Origin of the sequence: Roseospira visakhapatnamensis (assembly GCF_014197915.1) — a bacterium.
GTDB lineage: Bacteria > Pseudomonadota > Alphaproteobacteria > Rhodospirillales > Rhodospirillaceae > Rhodospira > Rhodospira visakhapatnamensis.
On record NZ_JACIGK010000008.1, the window covers coordinates 103,748 to 128,419 of the forward strand.

General features: G+C 68.2%; 18 protein-coding genes. 3 read left to right on the top strand and 15 right to left on the bottom strand.

The genetic code is table 11. The features are described from left to right. Window positions 1-50: 50 nt before the first annotated feature. Window positions 51-752, top strand: a complete 702-nt coding sequence (locus GGD89_RS06950; protein ID WP_184043486.1) for a DUF4336 domain-containing protein — start codon at window positions 51-53, stop codon at window positions 750-752. A 152-nt stretch (window positions 753-904) separates the two neighbouring features. Here GGD89_RS06950 and GGD89_RS06955 read toward each other — a convergent pair whose 3' ends face one another. The 9 genes from GGD89_RS06955 to GGD89_RS06995 form a co-directional block, all read right to left on the bottom strand. Further along, the gene (locus tag GGD89_RS06955; RefSeq protein ID WP_184043488.1) at window positions 905-1,621 is read right to left on the bottom strand and encodes a haloacid dehalogenase type II; all 717 of its coding nucleotides are present in this window, start codon (window positions 1,619-1,621) and stop codon (window positions 905-907) included. Between the two features lie 56 nt (window positions 1,622-1,677). Beyond that, a complete protein-coding gene (locus tag GGD89_RS06960) occupies window positions 1,678-3,777 on the bottom strand; it encodes a lytic transglycosylase domain-containing protein (RefSeq protein WP_184043490.1) in 2,100 nt (699 codons plus the stop codon). Window positions 3,778-3,946: 169 nt separating this feature from the next. Next, a complete protein-coding gene (locus GGD89_RS06965; RefSeq protein WP_184043492.1) occupies window positions 3,947-5,431 on the bottom strand; it encodes a tagaturonate reductase in 1,485 nt (494 codons plus the stop codon). A gap of 28 nt (window positions 5,432-5,459) precedes the next feature. Continuing rightward, window positions 5,460-6,947 (bottom strand): UxaA family hydrolase, encoded by a 1,488-nt coding sequence (locus GGD89_RS06970; protein WP_184043494.1) that lies wholly within the window; start codon window positions 6,945-6,947, stop codon window positions 5,460-5,462. 38 nt (window positions 6,948-6,985) lie between these two features. Then, window positions 6,986-8,260 (bottom strand): TRAP transporter large permease, encoded by a 1,275-nt coding sequence (locus tag GGD89_RS06975; RefSeq protein WP_184043496.1) that lies wholly within the window; start codon window positions 8,258-8,260, stop codon window positions 6,986-6,988. Then, a complete protein-coding gene (locus tag GGD89_RS06980) occupies window positions 8,261-8,728 on the bottom strand; it encodes a TRAP transporter small permease (RefSeq protein WP_184043498.1) in 468 nt (155 codons plus the stop codon). Between the two features lie 110 nt (window positions 8,729-8,838). Next, window positions 8,839-9,813 (bottom strand): C4-dicarboxylate TRAP transporter substrate-binding protein, encoded by a 975-nt coding sequence (locus GGD89_RS06985; RefSeq protein WP_184043500.1) that lies wholly within the window; start codon window positions 9,811-9,813, stop codon window positions 8,839-8,841. Between the two features lie 114 nt (window positions 9,814-9,927). Beyond that, window positions 9,928-10,944, bottom strand: a complete 1,017-nt coding sequence (locus GGD89_RS06990; protein WP_184043503.1) for a zinc-binding alcohol dehydrogenase family protein — start codon at window positions 10,942-10,944, stop codon at window positions 9,928-9,930. Next, window positions 10,941-11,657 (bottom strand): FadR/GntR family transcriptional regulator, encoded by a 717-nt coding sequence (locus GGD89_RS06995; protein WP_184043505.1) that lies wholly within the window; start codon window positions 11,655-11,657, stop codon window positions 10,941-10,943. Before GGD89_RS06995 ends, GGD89_RS06990 begins: the two co-directional genes overlap by 4 nt. 381 nt (window positions 11,658-12,038) lie before the next feature. Here GGD89_RS06995 and GGD89_RS20035 point away from each other — a divergent pair, with 381 nt between their 5' ends. Then, the gene (locus tag GGD89_RS20035) at window positions 12,039-13,391 is read left to right on the top strand and encodes a methylglyoxal synthase (RefSeq protein ID WP_184043507.1); all 1,353 of its coding nucleotides are present in this window, start codon (window positions 12,039-12,041) and stop codon (window positions 13,389-13,391) included. On the opposite strand, the gene GGD89_RS07005 is transcribed toward GGD89_RS20035, so the two are convergent. The 5 genes from GGD89_RS07005 to ccoN form a co-directional block, all read right to left on the bottom strand. After that, on the bottom strand, window positions 13,372-14,310 hold the full coding sequence (locus GGD89_RS07005) for a sugar kinase (RefSeq protein ID WP_184043509.1): 939 nt from the start codon (window positions 14,308-14,310) through the stop codon (window positions 13,372-13,374). The two genes, GGD89_RS20035 and GGD89_RS07005, sit on opposite strands and share 20 nt — an antisense overlap. A gap of 273 nt (window positions 14,311-14,583) precedes the next feature. After that, entirely contained in the window at window positions 14,584-15,462 is an 879-nt protein-coding gene (gene ccoP, locus GGD89_RS07010; protein ID WP_184043511.1) for a cytochrome-c oxidase, cbb3-type subunit III, read from the bottom strand. Window positions 15,463-15,466: 4 nt separating this feature from the next. Continuing rightward, entirely contained in the window at window positions 15,467-15,634 is a 168-nt protein-coding gene (locus tag GGD89_RS07015) for a cbb3-type cytochrome oxidase subunit 3 (RefSeq protein ID WP_184043513.1), read from the bottom strand. A 24-nt stretch (window positions 15,635-15,658) separates the two neighbouring features. Further along, window positions 15,659-16,453: a cytochrome-c oxidase, cbb3-type subunit II gene (gene ccoO / locus GGD89_RS07020; protein ID WP_184043515.1), complete on the bottom strand. Its 795-nt coding sequence runs from the start codon at window positions 16,451-16,453 to the stop codon at window positions 15,659-15,661. Between the two features lie 14 nt (window positions 16,454-16,467). Beyond that, a complete protein-coding gene (ccoN, locus tag GGD89_RS07025; protein ID WP_425503022.1) occupies window positions 16,468-17,970 on the bottom strand; it encodes a cytochrome-c oxidase, cbb3-type subunit I in 1,503 nt (500 codons plus the stop codon). Between the two features lie 739 nt (window positions 17,971-18,709). On the opposite strand from ccoN, the gene GGD89_RS07030 reads away from it, so the two are divergent. Further along, a complete protein-coding gene (locus tag GGD89_RS07030) occupies window positions 18,710-20,566 on the top strand; it encodes a S49 family peptidase (protein ID WP_184043519.1) in 1,857 nt (618 codons plus the stop codon). Window positions 20,567-20,633: 67 nt separating this feature from the next. Here GGD89_RS07030 and GGD89_RS07035 read toward each other — a convergent pair whose 3' ends face one another. Continuing rightward, a complete protein-coding gene (locus GGD89_RS07035; RefSeq protein ID WP_184043521.1) occupies window positions 20,634-24,548 on the bottom strand; it encodes a PAS domain S-box protein in 3,915 nt (1,304 codons plus the stop codon). Window positions 24,549-24,672 lie beyond the last annotated feature (124 nt).

Here is a 24,672-nt window from a genome sequence, read left to right on the forward strand (position 1 = left end):
CGGGGCAGAAGCTCATGTCCCGCTTCTTCTCTCTTCAGGAGTAAGAACCAATGCCCCTTGATCCTGTGGACAAGGACCTGTGGATTGTCGAAGGGCCGGTGGTGTCCTTCTACGGCTTCCCCTATCCGACTCGCTCGGTGATCGCACGCCTGCCCGACGGCGGACTCTGGGTCTGGTCACCCGTGGCCCTGACGGACGATCTGCGGGAGGCCATCCACGCGCTGGGGCCGGTGTCATCGCTGGTCAGCCCAAATGCCCTGCATCACCTGTGGCTGGCCGACTGGATCGCCGCGTGGCCACAGGCCAGCGTGTATGGACTGGCGTCCCTGGCCCGCAAGCGCCGCGACCTGACCTTCACGGCCCTTCTGGAGGACACGCCGCCGACCGCCTGGGGTGGGATGATCGATCAGGCATGGCTGCGCGCTTCGGTGTTTCTGGACGAGATCGTCTTCTTTCACCGACCGTCCCGGACGGCCATTGTGGGTGACTACTGCCAAGCGTTCGAAGAGACCTTCCTGGCGGCGCAATGGTCCGCGTGGCAGCGACCCATTGCACGGGTCTGGGGCATCACCGAGGCCCATGGCCGGGCACCGCTGGAGCTTCGCCTCACCACGTTGAAAGCGGGGCGAGCCCGGGCCGCTGTCCAGCGTATACTGGCTTGGGCGCCGGAACGCGTGGTGATGGCGCACGGTCGCTGGCAGCGGTCAAACGGTCAGGCTTGGCTGCGGCAGTCTTTTGACTGGTTGCTCTAGCAGTGTGTCGGATTTCAACGACTCAAATCGGCTAACCACTTGATATCATTCATGTTTATTTTTCGGTCAGCAAATCCAACCTTTCATACCAACGGTCATTGAGAATGACCGGTGCCGCTCGGCGGATGAGTCACACTCATCCGCCGCTGGTATCACTGGCCCGTATCGCCGTCCATGGGGCACAGGCAGTCGGGCAGAGCGGCCAGGGTGTCCAGGTCCACCACCGGCCGCCCGGGCAGGCGCTCCATGGGACGGTTGTGCCGGTTCACCCACAGGGTGTGGAAGCCGAAGCTGGCGGCGCCCGCCACGTCCCAGCCGTTCGACGACACGAAGGCCAGATGTCTCGGCTCGGCGGCGAAACGGCGGCAGCCCAAGGCGTAGGCTTCGGCCGTCGGCTTGAACCGCCGCACGGTCTCCACCGACAACGCGTCATCCAAGAGGTCCGTCAGCCCGGCGCTGTCGACGGCCGCCTCCAGCATGTCGGGGCTGCCGTTGGACAGAATCGCCGTGGCGATTCCCCGATCCCGCAGGGTGGCGAGCGTCTCCACCACCTCCGGAAACGGATCCAGGGTCATGTACAGGTCCATCATCCGCTCCGCCAGACCGGGGCGCGGCACCTGACCGAGGCTCGCGAAGGCGAAGTCCAGCGCCTCGGCGGTCACGGTGCGAAAGCCCACGTACTGGTCCATCAGGGTGCGCAGCCAGGTGTATTCCACCTGCCGCAGGCGCCAGACCTCGGCCAACTGGTCCCAATGGGGACCGATCTCGTCGGCCATGTGCCGCGCGGCCGACGTCACATCGAAAAGCGTACCATAGGCGTCGAACAAGCAGGCGACGACAGGACGCGGGGCGCGGGAGGATGAGGCCATGCGGCGGTCTCCAGGAGCGGGTGAGAGCAAGCGCCGGGTCAGTGGTCAGCCAGTGGTCAGCGTCGCAGGTCGGCGCTCAGGGACCCGGTGGCGCCCTGTCCCAGGCGGTGCCGGTAGACCTGCGTGCCTTCCAGCACCCGTTGAACATAATTGCGGGTCTCGGGGAAGGGAATCCGCTCGATCCAGTCGATGACGTCCTCGGTGCTCATGCGCCGGGGATCGCCATGGCGCGACCGCCACTGGCGCGACCGGTGTGGTCCCGCGTTGTAGCCGGCGATGGACAGCACATAGGATCCGTTGAAGTCGTCCAGCAGCCCGGCGAAATAGGCGGTGCCGAAGCGGACGTTCATGGTGGGGACCTCGGTCAGCGCGGCCAGGGAGTAGGGCTCGCCGAGCTTGGCGGCCACGCCCTGGGCGGTGCGCGGCATGAGCTGCATCAGGCCGCGGGCGCCGACGCGACTGACGGCCTGGGCGTTGAAGTTGCTCTCCTGGCGGATCAGGGCCAGCAACACGGCGACCTCCGGCCGCGGCCCGACGCGCGGCGCCTGGCTGAGCGCCCGCACCAGCGCATCCGGCGCCGGGTAGCCGGCGCGCGGCAGCATGGTTCCCGACAGCGCGGCGCGCCGGGCAAAGACCACCGCCAGATCGGGCCGGCTGGTGCCGGCGAGGAAGTCGGCGACCAGGACGCGGAAGCCGGGGGTGGCGCGGCTGTCATTAAGGGCCGCGACGAACGGGAGGGCCATGTCGGCCCGGCCGGCCCCGTCCATGAGGGCGATCACCCGGACCCGCTGGTCGGCGGCGAAGCGGCGCCGGTCGGCGTCGGTGACCGGGGGCCTGGCGTCCATGTGGCGGGCCAGGGACTCGCCCATCGCCTCGATGGCCAACTGGCCGTAGAAGGTCTCGGCATGCTGGGCGGCGCGCCGGTACCAGGTGGTCGCCTGATCGCGCCGTCCCAGGGCCTGGGCGGCGCGTCCGGCCCAGTAGGCGGCCCGGGACAGGCTCTGCGGGTAGGACACGCCCGCGTGCATGGCCTCGAAGTGAGGCAGAGCCTTGGCCGGCTGGTTCAGGAACCGCAGGGCCACCCACCCGGCCGTCCACTCGCCGGTGGCGAAGGCGATGCCGCCGGTGTGGCCGTGCCCGGCCGCGATCCGGTAGGCCAGACCCGACTGGCGGCGGTCCAGGGCCTCACGGGCCAGGATGGCCCGTTGCCGCGCCCAGGCGTCGGGGTCTCCCTGATTGGCGGCGGGATGGAACAGCAGTTCCGTCGCGCGGTCGAGCAGGTCCCGCTTGCGGCGCCACACCAGGCGGTCGAACACCAGGCCAGGGTCGTCGCGCAACGCGCCAGGCACGCGCTCGATGGCGCCGTCCACGCCCGGATTGTTGCGGATCAGCAGGATCCGGGCCTCCGCCAGGGCGCGATGGCCGGCGGACACCAGGGGATACATCCGCTGCGCCTCGGTCAGGCGTTCGTCCCAGATCAGCGACGACAGTCGCCGTTCATGATCCTCGACACGAAGAAAACTCCGGAACTGATTGAAAAAAGACTTTTGCTTGGACTCAGAGAAGCGACCGTCAACCCAGGCGGTGCGGGCGGCGCGGCGCGCCTCGTCCTGGCGTCCGACCGTCAGCAGGGCTCGCGCCCGGGCAACCATGCCGTCCGTGGTCAGCGGCGGGTGGCTCTCGAACCAGTCCAACAGACGGCGTGGATCCTCGCGGCCGGTCAAGGCGCGCTCGGCGGCGCGCCGCAGGCTGCGCTGGTGGGGCCAGTCCGAATGGGACTTCATGAACCGGCTGATGCCCGTGAAGGTTCCCAGGCCAGCCTTGAAGCGCGCCCACTGAACCACGGTGCGCGCGAGGGGATCGCGCAGGCCACCGGCGGTGGCCATGGCGGTGTTGTAGTCGCGGCGCTCGACGGCATCGAGGGCGGCGCGCAGGCGCACCGCCTCGGAGGAGGACGGCACCCCCGACGGAACCACGGACTGGGCCTGGGCCGGGGCCCCGGCGATCACGCCCAGCAGCACGGCCAGGCCGAGCAGGATCAGGCCGCGCACGGTCCGGCGCGGCGCGGCGGCGCGACCAGCGCCCCGGCCCGGGGCCGTCCGGACGCATGGACAGGAACCGCCGGGCGGAGTCGGGCACAGACACGGGACGGACATGGGGCTCTCCACGACTGAGGTCCGGCGGACGCCCGGACCTGGGGCCGGCAGGATCGGGTTCCATCCTGACCAACCCGCCCGGTCTGGGCAAGAGACCGTCCGCCGGCACGGCTCCCACCATGGCGGGGTGCGGCCCCGGCGTTTCGCGTTTCCCTGTGGCGCCGTTCGTCTACCGGTCCAGGATCATGGACAGGCGATCGACGCTGAAGGGCGCCGCGCTCAGGTCGTCCATGCTGTCAAGAACGGCGGTCCGCAAGGCGGGCTCGTCCATGGACCGGCCCCAGAACGCCGGCTCCGCCAGGAAGGCGCCGACCATCGCCTGGCGCCCCTCCGGCGTGCCATCGTCGAGGGCACCGATCGCCCGGACCCGGGCAAGGATCGCCTCCGAATCCCGGGCCGGCAGCGTGGCCGCGTTCGGGAACCGGCCAAGGTAGAACAGCAGCCACGCGGCCAGGGACAGGGTCAGCAGCGGGGCCGGCCTGCCGAAGCGCGCGGTATAGGCCAACAGCCTGTCCAGGGCTCGCGTCTGGACCTTGACCAGCCCGTTGAGGCTGATGTCGTGCCACAGGTGACGGATGTAGGGGTTGCGGAAGCGCCGTAGAACGGCGGCGGCGAAATCCTCAAGGTCCGCCTTGGGAAGATCCAGGAAAGGAATGATCTCCTGGGACAAAAGGCGATCCAGGAACCGGGCGCCAGCCGGGGTCCGCACGGCCTCGCCCACGGTCTCGACACCCGCCAGCATGGCCAGCGGACACAGCGCCGTGTGGGCGCCATTGAGAATCGCGACCTTGCGGGCCTTGTACGGAGTCACGTCCTCGGTGACGATGGTCTCGGACTCATGCTCGGCCAGGGGGAGCCTGAGCGCTGGCATGCCCGGCTTGCGTTCGATGACGAACAGGTGGAACGCCTCACCGGTGGTCATGAAGCGGTCGTCGTAGCCCAGTTCCGCGCGCAGGGCGTCGGCGTCCGCCGCCGGAAACCCGGGAACGATCCGGTCCACCAGGGTGTTGTAGAACGCGTTGTGGTCCTTCACCCAAGTGATGAACGCCGGCCCCAGCCCCCACTCGTCGGCATGCCGGAGCACGATCCGCCGCAGCTCCTCGCCGTTCCGGTCGATCAGTTCGCAGGCGATCATCTGCAGCCCCGCATCGGGCGCGCCGCCGGCGTGCCGCCAGCGCTCGTGCAGGACGCGGGTCAGCTTGGCGGGAAAGGACGCCGGCGGGCTGTCGTGGTAGGCCACTGCGGGAGCATAGGCGATGCCGGCGTCCGTGGTGTTGGAGACCACCACGGTGATGTCGGGATTACGGGCCAGGTCAAGGACCCTGTCCCACTCCCCGTGGGACCGGACTTCCTGGCGCACGCAGGCGACCAGCCGCGAGTCGGACACGGCCTCGCCAGTCTCGTCTACACCGCGCGAGATGACCGTGTACAGGCCGTCCTGCTCGTTCAGACTGGCCGGATTGCCGCCGGCGATGGGGCGCACGATCACCACGCCCCAGTCGCCGTCCGCGCGCTCGTTCAGGCGGTCCACCTTCCAGTCGAAGAACGCGCGCAGGAAGTTCCCTTCGCCGAACTGAAGGATGCGGGGGGTGGGGCGCCGCAGGCCTCGGGCGGCGGGATGGTCCGCGCCGAGGCGCGCGATGGCGGTGGTCATGTCGGATGATCCTTGCTGAATCCGGGCCCTACAGCGTCACGCCGGTCTTGAAGAGGACGACGTCGTGGACGCCATTGCGTTCGTTGCGCGTTTGCGCTCCGGCGGCGACGGACAGAACGGTGTCGATGAAGTCCGGGAGCAGGTCCGCCACGGCCACGCCGTCCTCGGCGATCGGACCGGCGTTGAAGTCCATCCAGTGGGGCTTTTTCTGATAAAGCGCCGTATTGGTGGCGATCTTCAGGGTCGGCACGATGCCGCCGAGCGGTGTGCCGCGCCCCGTGGTGAACAGCTCCAGGTGGCAGCCTGCGGCGGCCAGCGCCGTGACGGCCACGCCGTCGTTGCCCGGGGCCTCCAGCAGCGTGAGGCCCGGCCTGCGGATCCGCTGGGCATAGCGGATCACGTCGCGCACCGGCGCGCGGCCCGCCTTCTGCGTGCAACCCAGGGACTTCTCCTCCAGGGTGCTGATGCCCCCGGCCTTGTTTCCCGGCGACGGATTCTCGTAGATCGGTTGATCGTGGACGGTGAAGTATGCCTTGAAATCCTGGATCAGGTGGACGACGGCGTCGAAGACATCGGTGTTCTCGGCGCGCTCCATCAGCAGGTGCTCGGCCCCGAACATCTCCGGAACCTCGGTCAGGACCGTCGACCCGCCCCGGACGCAGAGCCAGTCGGAAAACGCGCCCAGCAGGGGGTTGGCGGTGATCCCCGAGAACCCGTCCGACCCGCCGCATTTCAGGCCGACCCGCAGCCGATCCACGCCCACCGGGGCGCGGGTGTCGGCGTGGAGGACGGCGGCCAGGGCGCCCAGGTGCTCCAGGGCCGCCGCCATCTCGTCGGTCTCGTCCTGGGCGATCAGGTAGCGCAGGCGCCGGGGATCGGGATGCGCGAAACCGGCCTGGAACAGGGCCGGGGTGTTGTTCTCGCAGCCGAGCCCGATCACCAGCACGCCGCCCGCGTTGGGATGCACCGCGAGCGCCCGCAGGATGTTGCGGGTGTTGTCCAGGTCGTCACCCAACTGGGAACAGCCGTAGGGATGCTCCAGAACCATCGCACGGGTTCCGTCCGGCAGAAGCCCCGACGCCTCGATCCGGCGCGCGGCCGTGCGCGCCAGGCCATTGACGCACCCCACCAGGGGGATGATCCACAGGTCGTTGCGAATGCCGATCTCGCCGTTTGCGCGGACGAAGGCCGGGATGGTGCGGTCTTCGGCGGGGACGGACGGTGCCTCGGGAGGCGGGCCGGCGTAGCGGTAGGCGGTGTCGATGCCCAGGGTGGTCTTCAGATTGTGGGCGTGGACATGATCGCCGGGACCAATGGCGGCGGTGGCCTGGCCGATGACGCCCCCGTACTTGAGCACGCGATCGCCGACGGCATGGGGCCGCAGCGCGATCTTGTGACCCGGTGGAACATCGGCCGTCACCGTCAGGCCGAAGTCCGCCAGCGATGTCCCCGCCGGCACCGGCGCCAAGGCGACGACGACCGTGTCGGCAGGATGGATCTTGAGGACGTTCGCCATGACTTGCCTTCCCGTTACGCCGGTTCCCGATCGCCCCGTCAGTTCACGAAGAGCAACGACAGCTCGGGGATGAACGTGATCATCAACAAGGCCGTCACGAGAACCGCGTAGAAGGGCGCGCCCTCCCGCAGGAACTCGGCGATGCTCACCTTGGACAGGTTGCTCACCAGCAGCATCACGGTTCCCACCGGGGGCGTCAGACAGCCGACCGCCAGGTTGACGATGACGATGATCCCGAAATGCACGGGATCGATCCCGAAGTGCGCCACCGTGGGCATGATCAAGGGGACCATGACGATGAGGATCGCATTGCCCTCGACCAACATACCCAGACCGAGCAACAAAACGTTGAGAATCAACAAGAAAATGTACTTGTTCTCCGTCAGCGCGGTGATATGCACCACAAGCTGCTGGGCCGCCTGCTCCAGGGACAGAATCCAGGCCAGGGCGGAACTGGCCATCACCACCAGCATGACGGCGGCCGTGGACTTGAAGGTCTCCGACAGCGCCACGGCCACGTGCTCGACGCGCATCTGCCGGTAGATGATGAAGCCGATGATCAGCACGATGGCGACGGCGACGGCGCCGGCTTCCGTGGGGGTGAAGATATTGAAGCGGATGCCGCCGACGATGGACACGATCAGCACCACCACCGGCCATGCGCCGATCAGGGTCTTGCGGGTCTCGATCCGGGTCGGCCAGTGATCGCGCGACGGCCTGTAGCCGCGCCGCCTGGCGACCACGTAGATGGTGGTCATCAGCATGCCGGCCATCAGCAGTCCGGGAATGATCCCGGCCACGAACATCGACCCGATGGAGACGTCGGCCACCAGGCCATAGATGATCAGGGCGATCCCGGGCGGGATGATCGGCGTGATCAGCGCCCCGGAGGCGGTCACGGCGGCGGCGAAGGCGCGGTTGTAGCCCTTGCGCTCCATCTCCGGGACCATCATGCGGGTCAGCATGGCGCTGTCCGCCAGGTTCGAGGCGCTGACACCGCCCAGCAAGGTGCTGAGCAGAACGTTGGTCAACGCCATGCCGCCCGTCAACTTGCCCACCAGAAGGTCCGCGACCTTCATCAGCCGCGCCGCGACCCCGGTGTAGTCCATCAGGGTGCCCAGCAGGATGAAGAAGGGGATCGCCAGAAGCGACATGTTCTGTGAGGCGCCGATCAGCCGTTGGACGGCGATGGCATGCGGTAAGGGACTAAAGAATACGAAGTAGGCCAGGACCGTGCAGATAATAGCGACATACAGGCGCATGTTCAGCGCGAACAGACCCAACATAAAAATGATGATGACTGACCAGGACATTTACCGATCCCCCCGAATCACGATCCGTACGTCGCGGATCCATTTCGCCAGCATGAATGCAACAATGCCGGCGGCGCCGAAGGGCACGGCCAGGTCGATCCAGAACCAGGAAATCTGAAGAACGCCGGTCAGTTTGTACTGAGAGCCCATCGCCAGGCCGTACGCCAGGTATCCGCAATAGGCGAGAACCACCATGGACAGACCACCGGTCACCAGGGCCAGCGCGGCGCGCGGGCGCGCGGGCAGCAGGTCCGTGAAGACGGGGATCGACAGGTGCTGGTTGTCCCGTTCCGCGGACACGGCGCCGATCATGATGATCCAGATCATCAGCAGGCCGGAGATCTCCTCGGCCCAGTGAAAGGGGGCGGCGAACACGTACCGCGCGATCACCGAGGCGATGGTCATCGACACCAGGACGGCAAGCGCCACGCCGGCGAAAACGGAGGATATGCGGCTCAGAACGCCCATGTCGCGGGACTCCGGCGGCGGGCGGCCCATTGGGGGGCCGCCCGGTCTTCGGGTTGTTTCGGAGAGGGCGGCCCGGTCAGGAGCCGCCCGTCCGTCCGCATCCGCGGCCCTTACTTCAACTGGTCCTGGATGGTCTCGTAGAGACCCGGAGACCACTTGGGGAACTGCTCGTAGACGGACTTGGTGGCCTCGCGGAACGCCTCCACGTCCGGCTCGATGACCGTGACGCCGGCGGCCTTCATCTTCTCGATCAGCTCGGCATCCTGCTCGGCGGCGATCTGCTGGCTGTAGACTCCGGCCTCGTACCCGGTTTCCTCAAGCATGGTCACCACGTCGTCCGGCAGCGTGTCGAAGAACGCCTGGCCGCCGACCCACAGCGATGTGTTCGTCAAGTAGCTGATCATGCTCAGGTACTTGGCCTGCTCGTGCAGCTTGGCGCCATAGAGCACGGGGATCGGGTTCTCCACGCCCTCGATCAGGCCGGTGGTCAGGGCCGGATAGACGTCACCCAGCGGCATCGGCGTGGCGGTGCCGCCCATCGCCTCGATGGCCCGGATCTGCATGATGTTGTTGGGCGTGCGGACCTTCAGGCCGGCCATGTCGGCCGGGGTCTCGACCGGCTTGGTCGCCAGCAGCTGGCGGACGCCATACAGGTAGTTGGAAATGACGATGTGAACGCCCTTGCTTTCCAGCTCGGCCTTCTTCTGCTTGAACCAGTCGCTCTCGTAGATTTCGAAGAGCTTCTCGGGGCTGTCGGTCAGATAGGGGCCGAACAGGATACCCAGGTCGGCATCGAAGTCCTGAAGGAAGCCGACATCGGTGAGCGTGATGACGTTCACGCCCATCATCGCCTGCTCCATGACGTCCCGCTTGGCGCCGAGTTGCGAACTTGGGTAGAGCGTGAGCACCACGTCTCCGCCGCTGCGCTCCTCCACCAGTTCGGCCCAGCGCGTCATCACCCGGTCCACGGGCTCGCCGGGGTTGTTCTCATAGGCCACCATGATTTCCGTGGCCGCCGAGCTGGGCATCGCCGCGCTCATGGCCAGGGTGAGAGCGGCCGCGGCCGCGCACACAACGCGTTTCATCGACTTCCTCCACTGGTTGTCATCCGCGAACGCACCCCGCCGCCTCCCGCGCCCGGATCAATAGGGGCCGGGCGCCACCGCGTGCCGGGCGGGGCGCGAGGGGCGGGACGAGGGCTAGCGTTCGATCATCACCTTGAGGGTGGACTCCCGCTCGGCGACCCAGTACGGCAGCGCTTGGTCGGCCTCGGCGAACGGGAAGACCTTGGTGATCAGGTCGTCGGGCGGGGTCTCGCGACGGTCGAGGTAGTCGACGACGGCACGGAAGTCGTCGATGGTCGCGTTCCGGGATCCCAGGATGTCCAGTTCCTTCATGTTGAAGAACTGGGTCTTGTAGGTCACGGGCTCTTTGGCATAGCCGATGTAGACAACCCGTCCGGAGAAGGCGACCAGATCGACGGCCTGGGTGAAGGTGGCGGGCAGGCCCACCGCCTCGATCACCACATCGGCGCCGTCGCCGCCGGTCAGGGCCTCCACGCGGGCCGCGACGTCCTCGGCCGATCCGTCGATCCCCTCCGCCGCGCCGTAGCGGGCGGCGATGTCCAGTTTGGCGGCGCCCACATCGACGGCGATCACGCGCGCACCCTGATGGACGGCGCCGGCGACGGCCCCCATGCCGATCATGCCGCAGCCGAGGACGACGACCGTGTCGTCCGCGCTGACCCGGCCCCGGGCCACGGCGTGGAACCCCACCGACAGCGGTTCCACCAGCGCCAGATGGCGCGGTGCCAGCGTGTCGTTGAGAATCACCTTCTCGTGGGGCACGACGATGTGCTCGGTCAGGCCGCCATCCTGCTGAACGCCCAGGGTGCGGTTGCCCCGGCAGGCATTGACGCGACCGCGACGGCAGGACGGGCAGGTTCCGCAACTGGTGTAGGGCACCACCAGGCCCCGCCGTCCGACGGCGAAGACGTCGGGGACGCCCGCGCCGACGGCGGCGATCTCGCCGCCGATCTCGTGGCCGGGAATGCGGGGCAGGGACACCAGCGGATTGAGTCCCTTGAAGGTGTTCAGATCGCTTCCGCACAGGGCCACATGGCGGATGGCGAACAGGACCTCCCCCGGTCCCGGCCGGGGGGCCGGCACGTCATGAAACGCGCACACGCCCTCGCCTTCGATCATCAGGGCTTTCATGGACGGGATTCCTTTTCGTCGAGGGGCGCGGCGCGCTCGCCGGTTTCCTGGTCCAACACCTGGGCGCTGAACGAGAAGTGGGCCTCGCAGGCCTCCAGGAGTTTTCGGTAGGACCGCTGGCGCAGCGCCGCGACGATCCGCCGGTGATGGTTGATGGTCGCCGGGCCGATGCCGCGGTTGCTCTTGCCCACCTCCAGATAAAAGATCAGAGGCTGGGCCATGGCCTTGTAAAGCTTGGTGATCATGACGTTACGGGAGGCCTCGACAATGGCCGCGTGAAAGCGGAAGTCGGCCTCGGCCCGTTCCCGGGTGGTCGGGCGGCTGTCCAGGTCGGCGGCGTGGCGCTCCAGCGCCGCGATCTCATCGTCGGTGATGTGGTCCAACACTTCCGGAAGCAGGCCGATTTCGATCAGCCGGCGGAAGTGCAGCACGTCGCGATAGACGGCGGGGTCGCGGTCGAAGACCTGGCTGACGATCCGGAACATCGACTCGGCATCGGGCGCCCGCACGCGGGGTCCGCGCTGGGTCTTCTCGATCAGGCCGTAAGCCTCTAGGAAAATGACGACTTCCCGGATCGTGTTGCGGCTGACGCTGAACCGTTCCGCCAGCAGGCGCTCGTTCGGCAGCAGGTCGCCGGGGCGATACCGCTCGATCAGTTCGAGGCGAAGCTCCTCGAAGATGGTCTTGACCGTGGACCGCGCGGCGTTGGGCATGATCCGACCTTCTGTCCTATTATTGGACAATGATGACGAAACGGTATCACTTTCTTGATACCGTTACAACAAAAAAGCGGGCAAGACACCGGCGTCGATCCACTGACCGGAGGGCCGGCCGGCCCTTCAGATGCACATGCATGATCTTAAAAAAATACTATAAAACAATATATTATGGGTTCTTTCTCAACCATATCAACGGAAGGCGCCGCAGGTGCCGAGGGTGAGGCGACACGGCCGCGTTGGTCTTGATTGCGGAACCTGTTCGCTCTACATTGATCCTATTGTTGGACCAAAAGGCCGATTGATCCCCGGGATCCGGGCGCGGATGATCGCCGCGCCAGACTCGGCGACCGGAGCCGCGTACAGGAGATGATCGTCATGGACAGGCTGGACCTTCTCTGCCTCGGAGAAGCCTTGGTGGAATTCAATGACCAGGGTGGGGGGCGATGGTTCGAGAGCATCGGCGGTGACGTCTCCAACGTGGCGATCGCCGCGAGTCGGCAGGGCGCCCGCGCCGGACTGGCCACCCGCCTGGGCACCGACCGGTTCGGGGACCGGCTGGTCCAGCGCTGGACCGAGGAAAAGGTCGCCATCGACGCCGTGGAGCGCGATCCGACCGCCCCGACGGGCCTCTACTTCATCCGCCGTCGCGACCGGGAGTACCGCCACACCTACCGGCGCACCGGCACGGCGGCCTCGCTGCTGTCGCCGGACACTCTTCCCAGCGCCGCCCTCCGCCTGACCCGGACGCTCCATGTGTCGGCCATATCCCAGGTGATCGGGGAGCACACGGCGGCGGCCTGCGCGGCGGCGATGGATGAGGCCCGCGCGGCGGGCGCGCGCGTGTCCTACGCGCCCAAGCTCCGGCCCGCGCTTCGCTCCCTGGAGCAGTCCCGGGACCTCATCCTGGCCAGCATGCGCGGGGCCGACGTGGTGCTGACGGCCCTGGACGATGCCCGCAAGCTCTCGGGCCTGACCGATGCGCGCGATGTCCTGGCCTTCCACCAGGACCAGGGCGCGCGCATGACCGTCATGACCCTCGATACCGACGGGGCGATGATCTCCCGCGACGGCGTGGTGACCGAGATCGCCCCGCATCCCGCCCACAGCGTGGACCGCGTGGGGTTCGGCGACTGTTTCGCCGGGGCGTTCCTGGCGCGCTGGATGGCCACGGACGACCCCGTCGCGGCGGCGCGCTACGCCGTCGTCGCGGCGGCCCTGTCCACGGAAGGCTATGGCGCGGTGGCCACCATCCCCACGCGCGTTCAGGTGAAGGCCGCGCTGGCCGCCGGCCGGGCCGATGCGCCCGCCGCCGGGACGGCCCTCGGCGGGTCCGAGGCCGGCGACAAGCCCAGGCTGGCCCTGGTGGCCCATGATGCCCGCAAGGACGCCATGATCAGCTGGGGCCTGCGGCACCACGACCAGCTCGGCCGCTGCGAGATTGTCGCCACGGGAACCACGGGCGGGCGGCTGGCGGCGGCCATGCCGGACCTGTCGGTGCGCCGCCTGCGAAGCGGCCCGCTGGGCGGCGATCAGCAGATCGGCGCGATGATCGCAGAAAAGGCCCTCGACGGCCTGATCTTCTTCACCGACCCGCTGTCGCCTCTGCCCCACGACGTGGACGTCAAGGCGCTGACCCGGCTCGCGGTGGTCTACGACCTGCCCATGGCCTGTTCGGAGGCCACGGCCGACATGGTCATCGCCCACATGGTCAGGTCGGCGGCGGCATGAGGTCCGCCGGCATCGCCGCGCGATCGATGATCGCGCCCCGGTGCTGGATCACGGTGGCCGCCAGTCGAGCGGCGACCGCCGCCGCCGCCGCCGGATCCAGGGACGCCCGCGCCGCCAGATAGCCGGCGGCGAAGCTGTCACCGGCGGCGGTGGTGTCGACCACACGGACCCCGGAGACGGCCGACACGGGAACCCATGTCCCGCCGGTGAGGACCAGACAGCCGGGCTCTTGCCGCTTCAAGACGATCTCCCGCGCCCCGGCGCGGGCCATCCGCTCCATCACCGCCGCCTCGTCCGCGTCGCCGTACAGGGCGCACACATCCTCGACCCCCGGCAGCAGGACATCGGCGCGGTCGAGGATCGCGTCATAGGCCGCCCGCGCGGTCTCCAGATCGGGCCACAGGCGCGGCCGCCAGTTGGTGTCGAAGGCCACCTGTCCGCCCCGCGCGCGCAGCCGATCCAGGAACGGCATCAGCACGGCGCGGCCGTCCGTTCCCCAGATGGCCAGGCTGATCCCCGACAGGTAGACCGTGCCGTAGCCTTCCAGGGCCTCCATCATCGCCGGGGCCGAGGGCAGGGTGAACAGCTCGCGCGCCGGCGCCGCGTCCCGCCAGTAAAGGAACCGCCGTTCCCCGGCGGCATCCGTCTCGATCATATAGAGGCCGGGCACGCGGCCGGGGACCCGCGCCACATGGGCGCAGTCCACCCGCTCCGCCGTCCAGGCCGCCACCATGGCGTCGCTGTGCGGGTCGTCGCCGAGCGCGGTGACGTAGTCCACCGGCGCCCCCAGGCGGGCCATGTAGACGGCCGTGTTCAGCGTATCGCCGCCATGACCCAGGGACAGGGTGCCCTCGGCGGTTCGGGACAGTTCGAGCATGCATTCGCCCAACAGGGCGGTGCGGGTCTTGAGGCTGGACATGACAGGGCCTGGGGATCGGGAGGATGGGGACTGGGGAGCACGCGGGACGGGCCGCCACCTGGTCTCGGGCGGTCGCGGCCACGGGGCGACCCGGCAGGGGCCCATAGCTCCTACACCACTTCAGGCGCCCGATCCAACGCCATCCCGCGTACGACCGCACCCGACCCCGGACATGCAAACCCCCGGCGGGCCGGGCGGGCTCGCCGGGGGGGGACGGTCGGTCTGCATGACTGCCGCTCGTTTGCGGGTCGCGTGACGAGCGAGGCCTCGTGCCTACTGTCCGACACCGAGGGAATAGACGTAGACCGCCAACTGCTTGATCTCCTCGTCCGACAGCCGGCCTTCCCAGGGCGGCATGACGCCATGCTGCGGCTTGTAGACCTGCGCGGCGATATCCTCCCTGTCGCCGCCGTACAGGAAGATGCGGTTGTTCAGCGGCGGGCCACCCAGCATGAGGTTGCCGTTGCCCTCCGGGCTCTTGGCGTCGGGACTGTGGCAGACGGCGCAATGCTGCACGAACAGATCCTGGCCCGGTCCCTCGCTGGCCCGGCCATGGGACAGGTCGTAGACATAGCCGGCCACGGTGTCGATTTCCTCGGGCGTCAGGATCTCCCACTCGCCGAAGGCCGTCATCTCGCTGAAGCGGGTGTCGTCGTTGGTCTGGTCGCGGACGCCGTGGCGGATGGTGGTGACGATGGCGTCCAGGGTTCCCCCCCAGATCCATTCGTCGTCGGCCAGGGTGGGGTAGCCGTAGGCGCCGGCGCCACCGGTCTGATGACAGGGGGCGCAGTTTTCCTTGAACAGCACCTCGCCGCCGCGCATGGCGTAGGAGCGCAGCGTGTCGTCCTCCAGCACGGCGCCGACATCCTTGGCGGCGATCTGGGTCAGCCACGTGGAGCGGGCCGCGCGGGCTTCGTCCAACTGGTCGTCGAGGTCGCTGCGCGCGTTCCAGCCGGTGACGCCGTTGAAGAAGCCCGCCATGGCCGGCCAGGACGGATAAGCCAGGCTGTAGACGACGGACCAGGCGATGCAGATGTAGAACACCCAAACCCACCACCTGGGCAGCGGCGTGTTCAGCTCCTTGATGCCGTCCCACTCGTGCCCGGTGGTTTTCCGCCCGGTGATCTCGTCCCACTCAGGTTTGCTGGCCATCGTCTCACTCCTCCACGGCATCGTCGTCCCGCAGGGGGATCATCGCGTCATCCTCGAACCGCCGCTTGTTGCTGGGCCGATAGGCCCACCAGACGGTGCCCAGGAAGAGCAGCATCAGCCACAGGCCCCAGAACTGGCGGAGAAAGTCAGACACCCCTTGAAGACCGTCCATCGGTCCACTCCTTCGTTCCGGCGATCAGCGAATCCACTCGGTGCGGCTTTCGTCATCCACCTGGGTGAAGTCCACCATGGTCCCCAGCACCTGGAGATAGGCGACCAGGGCGTCCATTTCGGTGATCATCTCCGGATTGCCGTCCAGGTCGCCCAGCGCCATGTTGGTGACCTCGTCCTCGGCCCGGTCGGGACCGAAGGCGACGTCCGAATAGCGGGCCACCAGGGCGTCGGTATCGGCGTCCGGGGTGGCCTGGGCTTCCAGGTCGGCGACGGCGTTTTCGATGGCGCCCTCGACGGGCGTATAGGTCTCGCCGCGTCCCACGACATCCAGGGTGGCCATGTGCGCGGCAATGCCGTCATAGGACAACGGCCGCTGGGCCAGGTGGGGATAGCCGGGCATGATCGATTCCGGCACCACCGAACGCGGATCGATCAGGTGGCGGGTGTGCCAGTCGTTGGAGTACTTGCCCCCCACCCGCGCCAGATCCGGTCCGGTGCGCTTGGACCCCCACTGGAACGGATGATCGAACTTGCTCTCGGCGGCCAGGGAATAGTGGCCGTAGCGTTCGATCTCGTCCCGGAACGGCCGGATCATCTGGCTGTGACAGTTGTAGCAGCCCTCGCGGACGTAGATGTCGCGCCCGGCCAGTTCCAGCGGCGTATAGGGGCGCACCCCGCGCACGGTTTCGATGGTCGACTTGATGGAGAACAGGGGCACGATCTCCACCAGGCCGCCCACGGCCACCGTCACGAAAATGCCGACCACCAGGAGGAAGACGTTGGTTTCGATCTTCTCGTGATGCTTGATGAGGCTCACGGTTTCATCCCCCCTTACTGCTGGCTGCCGACGGTGGCGCCGCCGGACACACCCTGGGGCACGCCCCGCGGGGCACCCTCGGCCACGTCGCCCTTGATGGTGCGATAGATGTTGTAGGCCATGATCAAGGCGCCGGCGATGAACAGCAGGCCGCCGGTGGCGCGGATGATGTAGTAGGGGTGCATGGCCTCCACCGACTCGATGAACGAGTACTGCAGGAAGCCCAGCTCATCGTAGGCGCGCCACATCAGGCCCTGCATGATGCCCGACACCCACATGGAGGTGATGTAGAGCACGATGCCCAGGGTGGCGATCCAGAAGTGCAGCGAGACCAGCCGCGTCGAATACAGCGACCGCCGCTTCCACAGCGCCGGCACCATGTAGTAGAGCGCGCCGAAGGAGATGAAGGCCACCCAGCCAAGCGCGCCCGAGTGCACGTGGCCGACGGTCCAGTCGGTGTAGTGGGACAGCGAGTTGACCGCCTTCACCGACATCATCGGACCCTCGAAGGTGGACATGCCGTAGAAGCCGACGGACACCACCAGGAAGCGCAGCACCGGGTCGGTGCGCAGCTTGTCCCAGGCTCCGGACAACGTCATCAGGCCGTTGATCATGCCGCCCCACGAGGGCATCCACAGCATCACCGAGAACACCATGCCCAGCGTCTGCGCCCAGTCGGGCAGGGCGGTGTAGTGCAGGTGATGGGGGCCGGCCCAGATGTAGAGGAAAATCAGCGCCCAGAAGTGCACGATCGACAGGCGGTAGCTGTAGACCGGCCGGTTGGCCTGCTTGGGCACGAAGTAGTACATGATGGCCAGGAAGCCGGCGGTCAGGAAGAAGCCCACCGCGTTGTGCCCATACCACCACTGGGTCATCGCGTCCTGCACGCCGGAGAACAGGCTGTAGGACTTGGTCCAGCTGTCGCCGCCCAGCACCGCCACCGGCACCGCCATGTTGTTGCCCAGGTGTAGCAGGGCGATGGTGACGATGAAGGCCAGGAAGAACCAGTTGGCCACGTAGATGTGGGGTTCGCGGCGCTTCAGCAGGGTTCCCACGAAGGCTGCCAGATACAGCACCCACACCAGGGTCAGCCACAGGTCGGCGTACCATTCGGGCTCGGCGTACTCGCGGCTCTGCGTGACGCCGGTGACGTAGCCCACGGCCGCCAGGACGATGAACAGCTGAAATCCCCAGAACAGGAAATAGCCGAGGGCATCGCCGCCGTACATCCGCGCCCGGGACGTCCGCTGCACCACGTAAAGCGACGTGGCGAACAACACGTTGCCGCCGAAGGCGAAGATCACCGCCGAGGTGTGCAGCGGCCGCAGGCGGCCGAAGGTGGTCCAGGGCAGGTCAAGATTGAGGGCCGGGAAGGCCAGCTGCCAGGCGATGAAGTCGCCCACGAAAAAGCCCACGATGCCCCAGAACACCGATGCCAGCACGAACAGCCGGATCGGACCCTCCGCGTAGGGCACCGAGCCCCGGCCGTTGTCTCGGGCCATGGTTGCCTGCGTCACTGCCGCCTCCCCTGAATACCCGGGACAAAACCCGGAAGACGATGCCTCGGAAATACAATACCCGTTTTACGTCCAGAAGGGACTCTGTTTCCGGCCATTGGCCCCGCGTGTGGACACGTCCTTCGGCGCGTCGTCACGCAGCCCGACCTTTGAGACGCTGTCTCGGCGGTGGCTGACGCCCTGATCCCTGGCACGCCGGGATCGGGGCGCGGTGGCGAAGCGGGATGGCCGTCGTTGGCCCGTTGTCACCTCCACGGCGGGCCGGTTGGCGGCCGGATCGGGAGAACGATCGACCATCCTCCCGACACCGAGTCCGGTCCGGAGGCCACCCGACCCGACCCCGGATCGCCCGACTATGCGCCGACGCTCGCGGACCGACCATTGATCTGAGTCAAAAGGGGGCGTGAATCCGGACCGAACGGGCGTTTTTCGGGGGCCGCCCGCAAGCCTTTCAGACCGGGCGTGGGTCGAGGGTTCGAGCCTTGAAGAGACCACGATTGCCGGTGTGGCCAGTCGTGCCAATGATTGTTACTGTTGCCGCGACTGCTCATGGTGACGTGGTGGGGATCGGCGCCGTGGATCCTGAGGCAAAGGCGCCCGGCGACCCTGGTCTCGATAGCGGTGCCGCCATCCCCATCGTCCAGAATGCCCGGCGCGTCCGGACACCCCTGCCGGGTCATGCCGCCGGTCGCTCCTCCACCATGGTTCTCCTTTCTCTCGTCTCGGGATTCCGTGTCGCATGTTTCGATTCCTCGGCAAGCTGATCATTGGCCTTCTGGCCCTGGTGGGCGGCCTCGTCGTGGTGACCGCAATCGTGGTTGCCCTGGTGTTGCCCAACCTGATGCCCCAGCGCGACCCCCTGCCCGGGGCCATGGTGCTGACCGTCGACCTGGACCAGGACCTGTCCGAGGGTGAGGACGATCCCTGGCTCGGGCTGGGGGATGGAGCGCTGCCGCTGCGGACGGTGCTGGACGGGCTGGAGCGGGCGGCGCGCGACGATCGCGTGCTCGGCCTGGTGGCGCGGGTGCGGACGCCGACGATGGGGCTGGCCCAGGCCCAGGAACTGCGGGACGCCGTCCACGCCTTCCGGACCCAGGGCAAGCCGACCTTCGTTCATGCCGATACCCTGACGGCGGGCGGCGGCAACGGCACCCTGGCCTACTATCTGGCCTCGGCCTTCGAGGATGTGTGGCTTCAGCCGTCCGGAGAGGTGGGCCTCACCGGCCTGGCCCTGGAGGTTCCCTTCATCGCCAAGGCCCTGCGGGACTGGGGCCTGCGATTCGAGGGCGAGGCCCGTCACGAGTTCAAGGGGGTCCTCGCCGGCCTGCAGGACGACAGCATGCGCCCGGCGCAGGCCCAGAACATGGGGCGCCTGGTGGCGTCGTGGTTCGATCAGGTGGTCGCCGACGTGTCGGCGGCGCGGGACATCCCGGTGGGTGACCTGACGGCCGTCATCGACCGGGCGCCGTTGCTGGCGCCGGTGGCCCAGGAGGTCGGCCTGATCGACCGCCAGGGCTATCACGACGAGTTCAAGGACGCCGTCCAGGAGGCGCTCGGCGAGCATGACGAGGTATCGGTGACCGCCTACATGGCCCGGGAGGACAGCGCGGAGCCCGAGGACGCGCGCCGGCTGGCGCTGATCCACGGGGTCGGCGCGGTGACCTTCGGCGACGACGACGATCGTCCGTCGTTCTCGCGGGGCCTGAGCGCCGAGGGCCTGGAGTCCGCCATTCACGAGGCGGTGGAGGACGAGCGGGTCGCCGCCATCGTGCTGCGCCTGGACAGCCCGGGGGGCGACTACGTCGCCTCCGACCGCGCCCGCCGCGCCGTGGCCATGGCGCGGGAACGCGGCACGCCGGTCATCGTCTCCATGGGCAACGTGGTGGCGTCCGGCGGCTACTTCATCGCCCTGGAGGCCGACCAGATCGTCGCCTCGCCTGCCACCGTCACCGGCTCCATCGGCGTCGCCGCCGGAAAGCTGGTGTTGGAAGGGTTCTGGGCGGAGCAGGGGGTGTCCTGGGCGGCCCTGGACGAGGGCGCCAACGCCGCCATGTGGAGTTCCAACCGTGGCTTCTCGGCGGCCGCGCGCCGGGCGCTCGACCGGCGCCTGGACCAGATTTACGCCGACTTCACCACGCGTGTTGGGCAAGCCCGGGAGTTGACCCTGGCGGGCGTGGACGAGGTCGCGCGGGGGCGGGTGTTTTCGGGGGCCGATGCCCTTGAGGTCGGCCTCGTGGATCGTCTGGGGGGCCTGCGCGAGGCCCTGCGGGTGGCCCGCGAGGCGGCGGCGCTGCCGGCCGACGAGGCGGTGGTGGTGGCGCCCTATCCGGAGCCGCGGCCGCCGATCGAACGGGTGCTGGACCTGCTGGAGGATCGCGGTGGTCTGCCCGGGTTGGCGGCCCTGGCCGGCGCTCAGGCCGAGCACCTGCGCCTGCTGGCCACCCTGGGGCCGGTGCTGGAACCCGCCGCTGCGCTGGCGGGGCGGTTGCGGGCGTCCGGCCTGATGGCGCCGCCATCCGGCGCGGCGGATCCGGTGCGTCTACACTACGGCGGACCGCATGGTCTGGCCGGGGGCGAGGGGATGTCGCGTCCCTGACGCCGGCGCCCGATGTCACGCGACCCGCGTGCGCGACATGCGGGGGTGACGGCCCCGGGTGGGCGCGCTATCCGGTCTGATCCCGCCCGGCGTCCGTGGACGCCGATTGCAGCCAGTGGTGGACCGCCGTCTTGGTGGCCTCGGCGGCGGCCTGGGCCTGGGGAGCGAGGAGGGCGAGGGTGTCGCGGTCCGTGTCGGGCTGCTGCATCCGTTCGCCAAGATGGGACAGGCGCATGGCGCCGAACTGCCCGGCCAGCCCCTTCAGCGAGTGCCCCGCCCGGCGCGCGGCCTCGTCGTCGCCCGCGTTGATGGCGGCGCTCAGCGTCTCCATCTGGGTGTCCATGTTGGTCAGCATGGACCGGACAATGGGTGTGATGCGGTCGGCGCCGAGGCGGCTTCGAAGGACGTCCAGGCTGGCCGGCTTGAACACCGGATCGGACTCCTCGTCGTCGTCGCCAGCGGCGGTGGAGGCACCGGCGTCCAGGGTGACGGACGAGGCCGGCAAGGGCGGCGTCGCCTTGAACACCGGATCCGGCGCGGTCGTCGTCGGTGCGGCGGGGGCGTTCTCGGGTGGCTCCGTGTCCCAGGCGACGTCGCGGGCGTGCGTGACCAGCGCCTTTTCCAGGCGCGGCCAGTCCACCGGCTTGGTCAGGATCTCCCGCAGGCCGGCGGCCATGTAGGTATCGCGGTTCTCGCGCATCGCATCGGCGGTCAGGCCGATCACCGGTGGCGGGCCGGGCAGGCCCGCGATGATGCGCGTGGCGGTGACGCCATCCATCACCGGCATCTGCATGTCCATCAGCACCAGGGCGTGACGCGCCGGATCGGCGGTGACCGCGTCCACCGCCTCGCGACCGTTCTCGGCCTGATCGACCTCGAAGCCCATCCGCTCCAGCACCGTGGCGATCAGCAGCCGGTTGGCGGCCGTGTCCTCGACCAGCAGCAGCCGGGTTCCGGGCGGGGGGCGACAGGCGGACGAGTCGGTCCCCGGGGCTCGGGGCGAGGCGGAGGCGGTGACGAGGTTGGCCCGATCACCGATGCCGACGCGGATCGAGAAGCGGAACGTCGAGCCCTGGCCGATGGCGCTGTCCACGTCAATGTCGCCGCCCATGACCTCCACCAGCCGCTTGCAGATCGCCAGCCCGAGGCCGGTGCCGCCGAAGCGCCGCGTGGTCGAGTTGTCCGCCTGGATAAACGGTTGGAACAGGCGCGCGCGCTGACTGTCGGACAGCCCGATACCGGTGTCCTTGACCAGGAAGTGCAGGTCGTAGCCGTTCGCCGTGGAGTCGCATCGCTCCAGGCCGATGGTCACCCCGCCGCGTTCGGTGAACTTGATGGCGTTGCCGACCAGATTGAACAGCACCTGGCGAAGGCGATGGGGGTCGCCGCGCACGGCGTCCGGTAGGGGCTGGGCATGGCTGACGGACAGGACGAGCCCCTTTTCCGAAGCCTTGATGCGCAGCAGGTCCACCACGTCCTCGACGGTGGCGGCCGGATCGTAGTCCATCTCCTCCAGCACCAGTTGCCCGGCCTCGATCTTCGAGAAGTCGAGGATGTCGTTGAGCAACCCCAGCAACGTCTCGGCCGATCGCTTGACGGTCTGAGCGAAGGTGTACTGCTCCTTGTCCAGCGCCGATCCGAGCAGCAGGTCGGTCATGCCCAGCACCCCGGTCATGGGAGTGCGGATTTCGTGACTCATGACCGCCAGGAACCGGGACTTGGCGGCGTTCGCCAGTTCCGCCTCGGTCTTGGCCTGCTGCAAGGCCTCCTCGTAGCGGCGCATTTCGGTGACGTCGGCATGGGTGCCCACAAGGCGCACCGCCTGGCCGAGCGGACCACGCACCGCCTGGGCGCGGTCGAGGACCCAGAGGTATCGGCCGTTCTGGTGCTTGACGCGATGCACATGGCGATACTGCGGCGTCTTGCCCTCCAGGTGGTCGGACAGCGTGCGCACCGAGCCGAGGTAGTCGTCGGGGTGAATGCGCTTGGTCCAGAAGGCGGGGGCGACCTCGGCCTCATCCTCGCCCAGCCCCAGCATGTCACACCAGCGTGGCGACAGATAAATTCTGTTGGTGACCAGATCCCAGTCGTAAATGCCGTCGGTGGTCCCCCGCATGGCCAGGTCGAAGCGCTCCTGGACACGGCGGATCTCCCGGTTGGATGTATCCAGTTGTTCGGCGAGTCCCACCAGCGCCGCCGCCTGATCCTCCAGGCGCCGATTGGCGTCCTGCATCTCCAGTTCACGGTTCTTGATGTCGTCGCTGTTCATCGAGGCGCCGCGATATCCACGCAGCCGCCCGTGGTCGTCCAGGATGGGCACGCCGTTGGTGCGCAGCCAGATGATGTTGCCCTCGCTGTCGATCATCCGGTAGTCGCTGATGGCGTACTTGGCGCGGCGGCTGACGGCGTCCCGATAAAGGGCGTAGACCCAGGCGCGGTCCTCGGGATGCGTGAACTCGAACGGTGACTTGCCCAGCATCTCGGCGACGCTGTAGCCGAGGAAGTCGGTGGCCCGTTCGGTCACGAAGGTCAGGTGCCCGTCGACGTCCACTTCCCAGATGAACTCGTCGGCGGCATTGGCCACGTCGCGGAAGCGCTGCTCGCTCTCGCGCAAGGCTTGCTCGTCGCTTCGGCGCCGCGTGACGTCGCGATAGAACCACACGCGGCCCCAGACCCGTCCCTGGGCGGTGCGCAGGGCGCGGGAGTATCGTTCCAGGATCCGTCCGTCGCCCAGGCTGACCTCGATCCCCTCCCGCTCATCCTCGTCGGGGTTGAGGTAGAGTTCGTCGATGCGGTGCAGGAATGCGTCGGCGTTTTCCACGAGGGGACTCATCGCGTCCTGCACGGAGTCGTAGTGGCCGTCCTCGAAGACGGAATCCGGCAGGAACCACAGTTCGGCGAAACGCCGGTTCCAGGACAGGATCCGCCGGTGATTGTCGACCACCAGGATGCCGTCGGTCGACGTTTCCTGCTGGGCGACCAGCACGGTGTTCTGGCGGTACTGGGACAGCTGCGCCGACGCCTGTAGGCGCACCTGGCGGATCAGGCCGACAGTCAATCCGGTCACGCCTATGCCGGCGAGCGCGAGCACGCCCAGCGCCCAGGCGACCCCGCGCCACCACGGGGCGAGGGCGGCGTCCAGGGACACGGTCGCGCCGGCGATCAAGGGGTAGCCGGTGACCGGCCGCTCGGCGATCACCCGCATGACGCCATCGAGGGGTGACCGCGTGATGGTGATGTCCTCTTTCGCGCCCTGAGGCACGCGTTTGGCGACGGTTTCAATGACCCGGCCGACCCAGCCCCGGACCTCGGGCAAGCGGGTCATGACGGTGCCGTCGATGTGGACCAGCGCGACCGAGGCCTGCTCGGACTCCAGGATGGTTCCGAAGGCATTGGCGAAGCGGGCCTGATCGACCAGGGCCATCACGGCGCCCGTCGGCCGGCCGGTGTCGTCGCGGTCGGTATGGGCCACGGCGAAGGTGAACCGGCCGCCGGTCTGCTGGTCCCGGTAGATCGGGCTGACCCAGTTGGGGCCGGGGTCCCCGTCGCGATGCGCCAGATAGGACTCGTCCCGGCCAAGATCCGGAGGCGGGCCGTTGCCGGTCCACACCACGGGGACGCCATCGGCGTCGATGACCAGCAGATCCCGCACGAAGGGTGTCTGGCGGGCCCGCCGGCGCAGGAAGGCCCGAAGGTCGGTGTCCAGCGGAACCAACAGGGACTGGTCGCCCAGGCTGGCGACCTCGATCAGCGTCCCCGAGATGTTGGCCAGTGCCTGTTCCGTGAACGCCTTGTAGGTGAGGGAGAAGCTGCGCGCCACGTCGCCGGCGCGCTCGGTCACCAGGTTGTGGCTCTGCCATGTCCAGTAGCCCAAGATACCGCCGATCAGCACCATGAACACCACCGCCGAGGCCAGGATGGCGCTTCGGACGGGCCGCGACGGATCGTCTGTTGTGTCGAAGGGGGAGCGATCCGTGGCCATGACCTGATCGGGGTTGGGGGGAGGACCGGGAAACGACGGGGTGTACGGGATCGACGGCCCCCCTCCGCTCCCTCGCCCGACGGACTCGCCGGCCTGGGGAGGTGGAAGACCGGACCCGGGTGCA